The following is a 14,069-nucleotide window of genomic DNA, read 5'->3' as shown; positions in this document are numbered from 1 at the left end:
GATATTCATCGGCATTGCATTTAAGGTGAAGTCATTAACGGTTTCGGGTTTCGGTGTCGCCCGACGCATGCTGTTGATGCCGCAACAACTCGGCAAACTCACTCGCAACCAGCGGTTTGCTTTTGATATAACCCTGATACATATCGCAGCCTTTCTCCTGCAAAAAGGCCAGTTGAGCCGCTGTTTCCACCCCTTCCGCCAGGACCTTGAAACCCAGAATGTGCCCCATCGCGACAATTGTCGCGGCGATTTCCATGTCATCTTGATGGAACGGAATATCGTCGATAAAACTCTTGTCGATTTTCAATACGTCCAGCGGAAAATGTTTAAGATAAGCCAGCGATGAATAACCGGTGCCGAAATCGTCAATCGCAAAACGGACGCCTTGTTCGCGAAGGCTATTAAGAATGGCCGTTGCGTTCTCCTGATTCTCCATCAACCCGCTTTCGGTTATTTCCAACTCCAGCAGCGTGGGCGGGAAACCGGTTTCCGCCAACACTGTAGTCACCAAAGCACAAATATCGCCACGGCGGAATTGGTACGGGGAAACATTAACCGCCAAGGTTAACGGCGGCAAGCCTGCATCCAGCCACTGCCGGCCTTGGCGGCAGGTTTCCCGCAACACCCATTCGCCAATCTCGAGAATCAATCCGGTTTCTTCTGCAATGGGGATAAAACGGAGCGGCGGAATCAAGCCGTCAACCGGATCTTGCCAGCGTACCAAAACCTCTGCGCCGACGATACGTCCGCCGGCAATATCGACTTGGGGCTGAAAGAAAATGCACAAGTCCTGCTGTTCAATGGCGCGGCGCAGCCGTGTTTCCAGCGCAATGCGCTCCCGGGCGGCAATCGTCAGATCTTCAGAAAAATAGGCAAAACAGCCTCGCCCCGCATCTTTAGCCTGATACAATGCGGCATCGGCATGATCCATCAGAATATCGGGACTGTCCCCGTGTTGCGGGTATAAACTGATGCCGATACTGGCGCCAATCTGCACGTTATTGCCATGAAGCAGACTAAAAGGCTTGGTTAAATCGGCGACGATTTCCTTAGCCACCCGCGCAGCGTCTTCCGGCTGCGCAATGTCTTCCAGCAACACGATAAACTCATCGCCGCCCAAACGGGCCACCATATCGACATCACGCAACCGGGCCGTAATTCTTGTCGCAACCTGTTGCAACAATTCGTCGCCCGCCAAATGCCCCAGGCTGTCGTTAATCGCTTTGAAGCGGTCCAGATCCAACATCAACAGCGCCAACTGCTTGCCTTCACGCCGCTCCATATTAATGCCGTGTTTCAAGCGCTCTTGCAGCAACCGGCGATTGGGCAGGTGGGTCAGCGGATCATAGAAAGCCAGCAATTTGATTTGCTCTTCGGCCGCCTTACGCTCGGTAATGTCGGTATGGGTGCCGACATAATGCGTAATCTCGCCGTCGTTGCCTTTTACCGCAGTAATGGACAACCATTTGGGATAAATCTCGCCATTCTTGCGCCGGTCCCAAATTTCTCCTTGCCAAGAGCCGACGCTTAAAAGACTTTTCCACATCGCCGCATAAAAAGCCATATCATGCCGCCCCGATTTGAGCAGGCTTATTTTCCGGCCCACGGCCTCCTCTTCCGTATAGCCGGTAGATTCGGTGAAGGCTTTGTTGATTCGTAGGATGACGCTGGCCGTATCGGTGATGACCATTGCTTCCTGGGATTGAAAGGCAGTGGCGGCGATACGCTGGTCAAGCTCTATCCGATTGCGCTCGGTGATGTCTTGCGCACTGCCCACCATGCGTAGCGGCTGTTGCATTTCATCGTATTGCAATCCGCCGCTGCCGCGGACCAACCGAACGGCCCCATCCGGCAGCATGATGCGGAAATCCAGCTCCCGGGATTTCTTCCCGGACCGGCATTCACCGAGCCATCTTTTCATCGCGGTGCGGTCACCGGGATGGATCAAGTCGAAAATCGCTTCCTGGGAAAGCGGGAATGTCTCCGGCTTAACGCCGTAAATCCGATACATTTCTTCCGACCAGCTAATGCGGCCGGTCGCCAGCTCCACCGACCAACTGCCGACATGGGCGATACGTTGCGATTCGGACAACATCCGCTCTTTGTCCTGCAATATTTGCTGCACCTGTTTGTGTTCGGTAATATCGATTGCCGAACCGATATAGCCGGCAAATACGCCGTTTTCATCATAAAGCGGCGTACCCTTATCCAAAATCCAGCGCCAATCGCCGGCCGCATTGCGTAGACGGTATTCGGTGGTAATGGTTTCGCGGAGTTGGGTATCTCGGTAATACGCCACGAAAGCGGTTGCTCTGTCATCGGGATGAATGGTGCTCGCCCAACCCTCATAAGTCATAGTCTGCGCCGAATCCAGGCCGGTGAAATCAAGCCAGGATTGGTTGACAAAAGTGGGCTCTCCCAAGGCATCGGTAATCCAGATCATAATCGGGGAGCTGTCGGCCATCCGGCGAAAACGTTCCTCGCTTGCCCGCAGCGTAGCCTCGGCTTGTTTCCGTTCGGTGATGTCCCGCAAGGCGCTGGCGAAAAACAAGCCTTGTTGTGTATGAATCGGGCTTAGACTGATTTCCACATCCAATTCACTGCGGTCTTTTAGCAGCGCCTTGACCGCACGCCCCACGCCCATCGGCCGGGTGACTGCCGAGGCGGCGAACTGCGCCCGCAATGCCGGATGATTCTCGCGGTAGCGTTCCGGCACCAACACTTCAATCGATAAGCCGAGCAACTGGTTAATCGGGTAGCCCAGCAAGCGCTCGGCCTGCTGGTTGGCCATGGTGATAATGCCTTGTTCATTGCTGATCAGCATCGCATCAGGGGTGGCATCGAAGATAGCGCGCAGATAGGTTTCGCTTGTTTGCAGCTCTTTGGGGCTAGGCAGCAATAACAGTTTTGGGATTAACGGCCAAATCAGCACCGCCGTGACCAGCGAAACCAGCGCCGTGGCGAATTTTATCAGGCCGTCCAGCCAATAATCGGGATGCCAAATTGTCCAGATGCTGATTAAGTGCGTGGTGCCGCACAAGCAAATAAAAATCGCAAACAGCACAAACACCCAGCGGTAAGCCAAGTCGGTGCGTTTTTTGACGAAATAGAATAATGCAAACGGAATGGAATAGTAGGCGAGCGCAATAATGCTGTCGCTGACAATATGCAACCACAAAATTGACGGCAGCCATAGATAGCAGGCGCCGTGAGGCATAAAACTACCGGTGCCGGCCAGTAAATCGTTAAACCATGAAAACATTCAGTCTTATACTCCGTTTTTCCCGTTCCCGCGCACTGCGTGGAGCGTCTGGGTGGATCGAGGTGTGCAGTAACGAAGCAAAAACGAATCGTTAGAAATCTTCCTCTGTCAATAACGTTGTCAACTGCCTGTCCGGATCCGTGATGATCCACAGTTTTTCAGTACCTACGTAATAAACCGACATGACCCTTTCCACCGACTCAGGCAGTAATGCAAGCGTATTTTCACGCCAATCCGTCTCCGATACTTCCCCGTAATCGCCTCTTTGATGTCTGTCCAATAAGTCGCCAATAGGCACCTTAAAACCGGCAATAATCGAAATGGCCGACGGAGTCATGGTGATTTTTCCTAGTTCAAACAGATTCATTTAATCGGCCCTCTATTATTGTAATCCAAAGCGTACATATTATTGTTAACCGTTTCTTATTTTTGTTGATTATCAGGCAGATGCAACGATACCAGAAAAGTGGCGCCAAAGACCAACGCCCCCAGCACAAACATTGCCGCGACAGGAGCTATATGATGCGCCGCGGCAAAAGTATAGCCGCCGACCGCCAACAGCATGGCAAGATTTTGAAAAAAACCTTGCAGAGCCACCGCACTGCCGCTACCGATGCTTTGCTGACCTATTTCCTGCAACGCGGCGTTGACGGGGACGATAAACATGCCGCCCATCATGCCGATGAAAAACAGGGTAAAACGAGCCGGCCAGATACTGTCCATCAGGCTCAGCACAATGATGAACGCCGCCATTAAATACGCCGGGATTCTCGCGCGACGCAAATGTTCCAACGGAATCATCCGGGGCACCAAGGCCGATCCGGCGATAATTCCGACAGCGAGAAACAAGGTCAGTTCCGCAATTTCGGTCGCATTTTTGGACAATAAAACCAGCGGCGCCCAAACCACAATAATCACTCTTAAGGTTGCCGCAGCGGCCCAGAACAAGGAGCCGCCCAAAATAGCGAAACGCGAACGCGGTGTAATAAAAAACGCTCCTATTTCCTTCCAGAAAGCCATGATTCTGGAACCTGGGATAGTCTCATGCTTAAGTATTCGGACAGGCAAGGACAAGGTGATCAAAGCCGAAGCCGTAAACATAACAATAGTTCCTGTCAACGCCCAGACTATCGAATAATCCGCCACCTTAGCACCTACTATCATGCCCATTAAAATGGCCAAAATAGTGGAGCCCTCGATCCAGCTGTTCGCTTTAACCAGAAATTCATGCCCGGCCAACTCAGGCAGGATGCCGTATTTAGCCGGACTGTAAACGGCCGCGCCGACACCGACTATGCAATAAGCAATCAGCGGTTCCACGTTGCACAGCAATAATCCGGCTCCCGACGCTTTAATCAGATTGGCGATAATCAGCACCCTGGATTTGGGATGGTTGTCGGCGAAGCCGCCCACCCACGGCGCAAGTACTACAAAGGCGACCAGAAACACGCTTTGCAAGGCCGGAACATACCAGCCGGGCAGCTGCGTTGACTGCATCACCATCGCAATCACCGTGAACAATATGGCGTTGTCGGCAAATGCGGATAAAAACTGGGCGATCAGTAAAGGATAGATTTGTTTGTTCATGGTAATGACATTAAGGTGGACAGAAATTTAACGTTCAATTTTTATTTCTTTTTTTTATCTCTGTAGAAAAGTTTGAAAGCATTGGTTCCTTTCATAGCAATTTTCTTCATTTCGAACAAAGTTGTTGTTTCTATAAGGGTTGATAATTTGGCATAACCAAAATTTCTGGAATCAAAATCAGGGTGCTGTCTTTTGATTAATGAGCCGCAAACCCCCAGTTCGGCCCACCCTTCTTCATTACTACATTCATTAGCGGCATTACGCAACATATTCATCAGTGTAGTATTTTGACAAAGCTGTTGCCGAGAGAGCTGATTTTGTTTTTCTGTTGTTTGTTTCAGTTCTTCTGTTTTTAGAGAATCAGTTTTCTCAGTATCCATATCTAATGTCTTCAAGACATCTATATAAATAAAATCGTCACAAGCATTCCGAAAGGCAATTGGAGTTTTTCGTTCTCCAACGCCATATACATGAATATGCGATTCTTTCAGTCGTGTAGCGAGCTTTGTAAAGTCACTGTCACTAGAAATTAATGCAAACGCGTTGAATCTTTCTGAATACAGCAAGTCCATAGCATCAATAATCATTGCTGCGTCAGAAGAATTCTTTCCTGAGGTGTAAGCGAATTGCTGGATGGGTTGAATTGCCAACTCGTTCATCGGCGTTTTCCAACTTTTTAGCATTGAGCTACTCCAATCACCATAAGCTCTTTTAACAATAAGGTAACCGTATTTTGATAGCTCAGTGATAATTGCTACCAGAGCGCTTTGCTGAGTGTTCTCTGCATCAATGAGAACTGCAATTTTTTTCTCTGGATGAATCACTCACAAGCTCCTTGTATAAAATACTTAAGAGACTTTACCGGCCGCCAGCTCCGTAGCCGCCAGGTAATTGGTTTTACCTGTCGCCATCACCGGAATCGAATCGACGATCAAAATCTTCTTGGGCAGGCCGATAGAAGCCACGCCTTTGGATGCCGCCGCCAAATCGTTAACAGTCGCCTGTTTCTGGGTGGTCAACAAAATAATTTGTTCGCCTTTTTTTGCATCCGGCAGGCTGATGGCCGCGTGATGCCCATCCGGCCAGGCATTAGACGCCAGTTGTTCTACCGCGGTTAATGAAACCATTTCCCCGCTGACTTTGGCAAAACGCTTGCTTCGGCCGCGTATACTGACAAAGCCTTCATTATCGACATGCACAATGTCGCCGGTGTCATACCAGCCTTCGCCATAAATCGACTTGGCTGGGACCAATTTCCCCGGATTATCAGGCAACAGATAACCCAGCATGATATTGGGTCCGCTGAGATGAAGCCTGCCCGCATCCTCAATGCCATCGACAGGTTCCAGCTTGTAGCCCATGAACGGCATCAACCGGCCCACGGTACCGGCTTTATAATCCATCGGCGTATTGACGGAGGCAATCGGCGTCGTTTCAGTCGCGCCGTAACCTTCCAGGATGCGTATGCCGAATTTATCGGCCCACAGCTGCCGGGTCGTTTCCTGCAACTTTTCAGCGCCGGCAACCACATAACGCATATTGAAAAAATCGTAGGCGTGGGCTTTTTTGGCATAGCCGGCCAAAAAGGTGTTGGTGCCGAACATGATCGTGGCGTTGGTTTCGTATGCAATCTCAGGAATGACCGCGTAATGCAGCGGCGTCGGATAAAAGAAAGTGGTCATACCGTGCAGTACCGGCAGCATGGTGCCGACGGTAAAGCCGAAAGAATGAAATATCGGCAGAAAGTTCAGCACCACGTCTTGCGCATTAAAATTGATACGGGCTTCCAGCTGTTTAAGGTTGGACAGGATGTTTGAGTGGGACAGCACCACGCCTTTCGGCGCGCCTTCAGAACCGGAGGTAAATAAAACCACGGCTGGACTGTCAGGATTGTATTGGGTGTGCTTGTACCAGAGATTGGCGGTTTTGCATTGCGCCAGCGCCTGGAATTTGTCCCATACAGACAGGCGCGCGGCCAAGTCTTCCAGGTAAACCAGCTTGACCTGTTCGCCTAAGTGTTCGGCTTCCTCGGTTAACTTACCCATTTCTATAAAGCGCCGGGACGTCAAAACGGCTTTGACTTGCGCAGTGTTGCAAGCGGAAACCATGCCGGCCGAACCGGTTGAATAGTTCAACATCGCAGGCACCCGGCCGTAAAGTTGCAGGCCCAGAATGACTGACAGGGTTTTGGTCGAGTTGGGCAAAAACACCCCGACTTTTTCCCCTTCGGCGGTCACCTGCTTTAAGGCGTTGCCTATCGCAATGCTGCGGGTAATCAAATTGTCATAGCTTAGCGGCATACGCTCCAGATCGTTGGCGACCGTATGTTTGCCGCCGTGTATTTTGCGCGCTTCAAGCAGGCTGGCGAAAATGGTTTGCCGGTAATGACTGGTCGCAAACATCATTTCGGTCATGATGTCGGTCAAAATATGTCCGCTGTATTTACGGCGGCTTTTGCCTCTTAACTCCGGGGGAGGCGAAACGAAGGTATGGGGCAAAATCTGGATCGTGATTTTGGGGAATAAACGCATGCGGACGATATTGCGCAACTTGGAAAAATGCGTATATTCGGCGCCCTCGATGCGTACAGGTAATATGGCCGCTCCAGATTTATCGGCGACCATGCCGGTACCGTCGTAAATCTTCATCAACGATCCGGTTACCGTAATGCGGCCCTCTGGGAAAATAACGGTGCGGGTGTCAGTCTGCAAATGATGAATCAAATCCTTCAATGATATGGGATGGGTCGGATCCATCGGAAATACGCGGGACAAGCCCAAAAAAGGCTTTAACCACCAGCTTTGGGAAATATGGGTGTTGATCGCAAATGTGATGTCATCGGGTAAAAACACACCCAACAGTAAGGGATCAAGAAAGGACGTGTGATTGGATATAATCAGGACTCGTTTCCCGGCCTTGTGGTAATTGTCCAATCCTCTTATTTCGACCTTGTAAATCAAGGTCAGCAGCCAGCGCAAAATATTTTTCAGCATTTAAGTTTCCTCCTCCTCGTTTCATTTTAGCAGATGTTTTATTTTACCCAGAATAATCATGGGAGCAGGCCGCTCTGTTTGTCCTATGGCATCATCCCGATAACTCAGCGCTTCGTTTTTCTCCCTTTCCGCAAAAAAATGCAGCTTATGCCTGTACCGGCGATTATATTTTCCATTTATTACACCACGGCGCATAGGTTGAGAAAAAATCGCCCGACAGCGTTATAATGAATTATTTAATCGCCAAGCCGCTGCAAAGCAAAGCCGTCAGCCAATGAAAATACTTAATATTCATTTTAAAAATATCAACTCATTGGAAGGCGAGAGCCGGATCGATTTTGAACAGTCGCCTTTTTCGGATACCGGGGTTTTTGCGATTACCGGCCCTAACGGATCGGGAAAGTCCAGTATTTTGGACGCCATCACGCTGGGCTTGTATGGCGAAACTTTCCGCTTTGACCGACCGGCCAAACATGTGATGACCCAACACACGGCTGAGTGCTACGCCGAAGTTGAATTTACTTTGGATAAGGTGAAATACCGGTCCAGCTGGCATGTGCAACGGGCCGATGCAAATCCTGACGGCGAGCTGGCGCCGCCTGACATGAAATTAACCCGTTTAAGCGACAACGAAGTGTTGGCCTCCACAGTCCAGCAGGTATGCGCACGGATTACCGAAATTACCGGGATGAACTTCCGCAACTTCACCCGCTCGATCATGTTGGCGCAGGGCGATTTTGCCGCGTTTCTCAATGCGCTGGACACCGAGCGCATGGATATTCTGGAAAAAATCATCAGCACCGACATTTATTCCGACTATAAAAATGAAGTCATTGCCAAGGCCGCCGATGCGCAACAACGCCTGGATAATTTAAAACAGGATTTATCGATCATACCGATCATGGAACCGGAAACACTGGAAGCCGGCGAACATGACTTGATCGACTTTATTGACCAGAGGGCCGAGCTGCGGGAACAACAAAGCAGCCTGAAACAACAGCAAGCCTCGCTGCAAAATGCGCTGGACTTGCAAGGCCGGATTGCCGGCCAGGAAAAAAATCTGGAACAAACCAAAGCGCTGGCGGCGACCGAACAGCAAAAACTGGACAGGCTGGCGTCGGCGCAGGATGCGCTGCTTTTTTCGGACGACGTGCTGGCGATCAAGGAAAAGCATCATGAAATTCATCAGGATAAAACAGCACTAGCCGCCCTTCAAAGCGAACTTAAGCAGATACAAGATTACCTCGGCAAAGACACAACCGCACCGGCCGGTTTGTCCGCTAAATCGGTTACGGAGCAGGGGCAAACGCTAACCAACCTCAGAACCCAGATAAGTCTGCTGACTGCGCAGCAGCAGTCGGAATCCGACTTGTGGCAATCTTTAAATCTACAGATTGACGACAGAACCTCCGTTCTTGCTAACGTGTCAAAATGGCTGGAAGAACATGCTGCGGACGAATCGCTGCTGACAAGCTTTCCCGAAACAGCACGGCTAAAAAATCTCCGCGCCGAACTGGCCGAGTTAAAAGAAAAGCAAAAAGCATTCGCCAAGTGGTCGAAAAACACCACGTCATCGCTGAAAAACAGCCAATCCGCCATTGCCCAGGAAAACAAAAGGATCGCCGAATTAACGCGCAAGTTACCCCTGGCGGAAAAGGAACTGAACGAGTTGGCCCGGGGAAGAAATCTGGCCGAACTTGAAGAACTTTTGCAGGAACAGCGGGAGCGGGTCAAGGATTTTCGGGAACTCTACAATCTGGCCAGGGCGAACCAAAAGCTAAGCCAAAGCGGTTTTAGTTTTTTCGGCATCTTTGGCCGTAAAGAGCAACCGAATCATGACATTGAAGAACTGGAAGCCAAACTTGACGAATTAAAACGGGAAATCAGCCGGGAAGACAATATCAGGCTCACGCTGGAAACAGCGGTTTTCCGCGAAACCTTGCTGAAAAAAATGGCTTCAGACCGGCAGTATCTTGACGATGGCGAGCCCTGCTTTCTATGCGGCGCGCTGGAACATCCCTACGCAAAACATCCGCCGAGAGAGGCCAATTCCCAACAGGCCTTGGCGGATCAAAAGGTGAAACTAAAAGCCTTAAGAGTGGCCGGCGGTAAACTGGCTCAGCAGATTAAAACCGCGCAAAAACTGGCGGAGAAAAATCAGGCCAACCAGACGCAGCTGCTTAAGATCCGTTCCCAATGGCAAACCTTGAGCAACCGGCTATACACGGCAAGCGAAGACCTCAGCATCAGCAAATTGCGCTTGCACAGACGCCTGCTCACAGAACAAGTAAGCGAATTAAAGACCATTACCGGCGTAGTCGCCGGCTATCGGAAAAAACAGGTCGGCATCGATCAACTAAAAGCCCTGATCGAAAAGGGCGAAGCCACGATTGAACGCTTGCAGCTCAATACCCGGCAACTGGACGCCGAATGGCGGGAACGTCCCCAGGACGAAATCAATTACGAAGCCGCATTGGCCGCCGGCCAACAGGAAGAACAACAACTGGCCGACAAGGTGCTTGCGCAATTAACCTTATTGGGCGAAAAAATGCCCTCCAAAGGCAAGGAAGATGCATTGTTTGACCGGCTGAATGCGCGCCGGCAGGAGTATCAAAGTTATGCTTTCCGTCAAAAAAACTTAGCCGAGGAACTGGAAGGATTGAAGGCAAAAGCCGATCATTGCCGCGTTGAAATAGCCGCATGCAACGAAAAGCTTGAGCGCTTCAACCGTCAATTACAAGCCGAAGAAATCGTCGGCCTGCATTTAGCCTTGATTGAAAAGCAAAAACTGATTGTCGGCAAGGAACAGCTGATTGCCGAGCTGGAAGCCGAGCTCGCCGTACTGAAACAGGCGTTGCAAGGCAAGTTACTGGGAACGCAATTTGCCGACCTGCATCAGCTGACTGAAACGCTGGAGCTGTTGCAGCACCAACCGGAACTGGAACGGCATCTGGCCGAGCTGGAACAGGAAATCGACGCCAAAACGATAGCACTGGAACAGAGCCTGCTTGAGTTGGAAGCTGAAAATACGTCCATTGTAACCGGCATAAGCTCTGAACAACTGGATATCCAACTAAAGAGCGTTACCGAGAAATTGGCGATAACCGAGCTCGAAGTACAGCGCCTGGAACAGCTGCTGAAAGAGCAAAAACAATACCAACAAAAGGCCGACGCCATCCTGGCCCAGTTACAGGATCAACAGGAAATTACCCGGCTATGCAACGCCGAAGCGGCTCAGATAGCCGAAGAAAGCGGCATGGCTTTCCGTCGCCGGGTGCAAAAACGGGTGGCCGACCGGTTACTGTCCCAAACCAATGCGGTGCTGGAAAAAATCAGCGGCCGTTATTATCTGCGGCAAACGCCCAGTGAGCAGGGTCTGGCGTTGGAGGTTGAAGACACTTACCAGGGCAATGTACACCGGCTGCCCAAGACCTTATCCGGCGGCGAAAGTTTTGTCGTGAGCTTGGCGCTGGCGCTGGGGCTTTCGGAATTGGCCAATAACGGCAAATCCGTGGATTCGTTATTCCTCGATGAAGGCTTCGGCAACCTGGATGCGGACACGCTTTACACGGTCATCAGCACCTTGGAAGGCTTGCATACCCACGGCAAAACCGTCGGCGTTATTTCCCATGTCGAAGGCGTCCAAAAACGCTTTAAAGCCCAGCTGCAAGTGGTCAAAAAGCCTAACGGCATGGGCATGTTGAAGCAGGCGTCGTAAGCTTGGCTTTGCGCTCAGCAGAACCAAGTCCTCACGGTAAATAAACACTCCACTTCATACCGCCCAGCGCTTCGCTTTTTTTGCCTTCCAGCGCCCCGCCCAGCAGCCCGACCAATTCATAAACGACGGCCATGCCGATACCGTGTCCGTGGATGTTTTCGTCGGCGCGGACGCCTCTTTTTAAAATCTCGGCCAATTTTTCGACCGGGATTCCCGGCCCGTCGTCTTCAACCTCCAACAACACCGCAAAATCCCGCCTGCCTCTGCGCTGATTCACGGAAATGCTGACTTTGGCAGTGCTCCGGCACCACTTGCTGGCATTATCCATCAGGTTTCCGGCGATTTCATACAGGTCGCCTTCTTCATAATAAACCGGGACTTGTTCCGGCACTGTTATATCGAACTTTATGTTTTTATCGATATAAACTTTAGCCAGCGACGCGCTTATCTTTTTAATAATCCCCGATAAATCGACGGATCCTGCGGTTTTATGCTCGCCTTTGGCCGCCGCCCGCTGTAATTGGTACTCGACAATTTCGTCCATGCGCAAGATCTGTTCTCTTACCGACTCCTTGTTGTCGTTGAAAGACTCGGTGCAGCCGCGCAATATCGACAGCGGCGTTTTCAGGCTGTGCGCCAAATCCGCCAGGGCGTTGCGGTATCGTTCCAGATGCGCACGCTCGCTGTTGATGAAGGCGTTAAGATTGCCGGCAAGGCCTTCCAGTTCCGTTGCATAGTCCCCGTCCAGATGGGTTTTGCGCCCCTTTTCTATCGCCTCCAGGTCTTTTACGATAATCCGCAACGGCTTTAAGCCCCAGCGCAATAAGACCAGTTGAATAAATATCAAAACCAGGCCTAAAGCCAGCAGCCAGATTCTTAAGGTTTTCCTGAACCGCTCCACCTGATTGACGACAAACTGGGCGTCTTCAGTCACGGTAAAGATGTATTCGCGCTCGATACCCACTACATTTTTCCAGATGACATCATAATGCAGCGCGTAACGCCCCTGCTCGGTCAATAAAAACTGCATGGTGCCTGGGCTTAATTCCGGCGGCGGCGTCACATTGAGCCCAATGGCCGATGGCGAGCGCCATACCGGATTCTTTTTGGCCAGCTGTATAAAGCCGTAAAGGCCGGAACCCGGCGTTGCAAACCTGGGCTCCGGCAAGCTCATCGGCATGTATAAGTCGCCGTTGTTTTTAAGTTCCGCAGCCGACAGCAGCGAATAGACATGAACCTGCAATTTTTCCATCAGCGCCTGTTCGGCGCTTTCGCGAAAGCCCTGTTCAAGCACCACCGAAGCCAGCGCGAAGAAAGCGGCAAGCACAAGGCCTGCCGAAACCAGCAAGCGTAAGCTTAGTGATTTAATTTGCATTGAAATTTGGGAGTCGAATTAACCCTGCTTGGCGGAAATCAGGTAACCCCGCCCACGCAAGGTTTCAATGGGTTTGCGCGTACCGTCGGGATCGAGTTTTTTCCGCAATCGGCCGATAAAAACCTCGAGGACATTGCTGTCACGGTCAAAGTCTTCATCATATATATGCGCGGTCAGAACGGATTTTGAAACGACTTCGCCCTTGCGGAACATCAGGTACTCCAGCACCTTGTATTCGTAAGCGGTTAATTCCTGTTTAACGCCGGATACGGTGACTTCCTGGGCCACCGTATCCAGTTCGATATTGTCATGCGTTAAGATCGGATGCGCCTGCCCGACCGACCGCCTGATCAACGCGTTAATCCGCGCCTGCAGCTCTTCATAATGGAAAGGCTTGACCAGATAATCGTCGGCCCCCGCCTCCAGACCTTCCACTTTTTCCTGCCAACGGCTACGGGCGGTCAAAATCAGGATGGGTACCGTCACCTTGTCTTTACGCAAGCGTTTGATCAGTTCGATGCCGGAAAAGTCGGGCAGGCCGATGTCGATAACGGCCGCATCGATCGGATATTCCTTACCCATGTAATAGCCGTCGCTGCCGGTATTCGCGGTATCGACGGCAAAACCTTTATCGGCGAAGAACTGCTGGATCTGTTCGCAGAGTTTGACTTCATCTTCAACAACTAGGATACGCATGTTTTTTCGTCTGCCGAGGTTAACTGACTAATTGCCCGGTTTCCGCATCGATCTTGTAATATTGGATGCGTCCGTCAGGCGTCAGGACTTTAATGATATGGACTTCCTTGCCGTCGATTATTTCTGTTTGCGCGCCCAACACCTTGTTGTAGGTGCCCTCGATTATTTGTTTGGTCGCCTCATCCAAACTGATCGTTGCCAACAGGGTGCTTTCTGCAAAACAGTTGTTGGAAAACAACCAGATGACTGCAATGACTTTAATCAAATTTCTCATGGGCGATCCAAGTTATCTGGCCACAAAGTTTGTTCAACGTAACTACAAAATAGAACACGGATGACGCGGATTAAGGAACGTGCATAAAATAACTTGAGCAAGTTGTATTTTTCATTTTTTAACCATGAAGGACATGAAGCGGCATGAAAGGTTTAAGTCTTCAT

The 14,069-nt window shown here is 50.7% G+C and carries 9 protein-coding genes; 1 reads left to right on the top strand and 8 read right to left on the bottom strand.

The window, feature by feature from the left end:
• Window positions 1-34: 34 nt before the first annotated feature.
• The 5 genes from V3O24_RS12820 to V3O24_RS12800 form a co-directional block, all read right to left on the bottom strand.
• On the bottom strand, window positions 35-3,262 hold the full coding sequence (locus tag V3O24_RS12820; protein WP_331307527.1) for an EAL domain-containing protein: 3,228 nt from the start codon (window positions 3,260-3,262) through the stop codon (window positions 35-37).
• 91 nt (window positions 3,263-3,353) lie between these two features.
• Entirely contained in the window at window positions 3,354-3,629 is a 276-nt protein-coding gene (locus V3O24_RS12815) for a hypothetical protein (RefSeq protein ID WP_104425317.1), read from the bottom strand.
• 56 nt (window positions 3,630-3,685) lie between these two features.
• Window positions 3,686-4,849 carry a lysophospholipid transporter LplT gene (gene lplT, locus V3O24_RS12810; protein ID WP_331307526.1) on the bottom strand — a complete coding sequence of 388 codons (1,164 nt, stop codon included), beginning with the start codon at window positions 4,847-4,849 and terminating at the stop codon, window positions 3,686-3,688.
• A 41-nt stretch (window positions 4,850-4,890) separates the two neighbouring features.
• Window positions 4,891-5,673: an NYN domain-containing protein gene (locus V3O24_RS12805; RefSeq protein WP_181049953.1), complete on the bottom strand. Its 783-nt coding sequence runs from the start codon at window positions 5,671-5,673 to the stop codon at window positions 4,891-4,893.
• A gap of 24 nt (window positions 5,674-5,697) precedes the next feature.
• The gene (locus V3O24_RS12800; RefSeq protein ID WP_331307525.1) at window positions 5,698-7,842 is read right to left on the bottom strand and encodes an AMP-binding protein; all 2,145 of its coding nucleotides are present in this window, start codon (window positions 7,840-7,842) and stop codon (window positions 5,698-5,700) included.
• 274 nt (window positions 7,843-8,116) lie between these two features.
• Here V3O24_RS12800 and V3O24_RS12795 point away from each other — a divergent pair, with 274 nt between their 5' ends.
• Entirely contained in the window at window positions 8,117-11,560 is a 3,444-nt protein-coding gene (locus V3O24_RS12795) for an AAA family ATPase (protein ID WP_331307524.1), read from the top strand.
• Window positions 11,561-11,591: 31 nt separating this feature from the next.
• Here the strand turns inward: V3O24_RS12795 and V3O24_RS12790 are convergent, their stop codons facing one another.
• The 3 genes from V3O24_RS12790 to V3O24_RS12780 are packed head-to-tail and all read right to left on the bottom strand — an operon-like array spanning window position 11,592 to window position 13,905.
• Window positions 11,592-12,935, bottom strand: a complete 1,344-nt coding sequence (locus V3O24_RS12790) for an ATP-binding protein (protein ID WP_331307523.1) — start codon at window positions 12,933-12,935, stop codon at window positions 11,592-11,594.
• Between the two features lie 18 nt (window positions 12,936-12,953).
• Window positions 12,954-13,631, bottom strand: a complete 678-nt coding sequence (locus V3O24_RS12785) for a response regulator transcription factor (RefSeq protein WP_104425322.1) — start codon at window positions 13,629-13,631, stop codon at window positions 12,954-12,956.
• A 19-nt stretch (window positions 13,632-13,650) separates the two neighbouring features.
• Complete coding sequence (locus V3O24_RS12780) at window positions 13,651-13,905, bottom strand: hypothetical protein (protein ID WP_331307522.1); 255 nt, start codon at window positions 13,903-13,905, stop codon at window positions 13,651-13,653.
• Between the last annotated feature and the right edge of the window lie 164 nt (window positions 13,906-14,069).

The organism is Methylobacter sp. Wu8, from assembly GCF_036440755.1.
Classification (GTDB): domain Bacteria; phylum Pseudomonadota; class Gammaproteobacteria; order Methylococcales; family Methylomonadaceae; genus Methylobacter_A; species Methylobacter_A tundripaludum_A.
This window is presented reverse-complemented; position numbering and strand designations above follow the sequence as displayed.

Coding starts and splice junctions, on each gene's coding strand:
- V3O24_RS12820 (WP_331307527.1), bottom strand. CDS start 3,262: ATGTTTTCATGGTTTAACGATTTACTGGCCGGCACCGGTAGTTTTATG.
- V3O24_RS12815 (WP_104425317.1), bottom strand. CDS start 3,629: ATGAATCTGTTTGAACTAGGAAAAATCACCATGACTCCGTCGGCCATT.
- lplT (WP_331307526.1), bottom strand. CDS start 4,849: ATGAACAAACAAATCTATCCTTTACTGATCGCCCAGTTTTTATCCGCA.
- V3O24_RS12800 (WP_331307525.1), bottom strand. CDS start 7,842: ATGCTGAAAAATATTTTGCGCTGGCTGCTGACCTTGATTTACAAGGTC.
- V3O24_RS12795 (WP_331307524.1), top strand. CDS start 8,117: ATGAAAATACTTAATATTCATTTTAAAAATATCAACTCATTGGAAGGC.
- V3O24_RS12790 (WP_331307523.1), bottom strand. CDS start 12,935: ATGCAAATTAAATCACTAAGCTTACGCTTGCTGGTTTCGGCAGGCCTT.
- V3O24_RS12785 (WP_104425322.1), bottom strand. CDS start 13,631: ATGCGTATCCTAGTTGTTGAAGATGAAGTCAAACTCTGCGAACAGATC.
- V3O24_RS12780 (WP_331307522.1), bottom strand. CDS start 13,905: ATGAGAAATTTGATTAAAGTCATTGCAGTCATCTGGTTGTTTTCCAAC.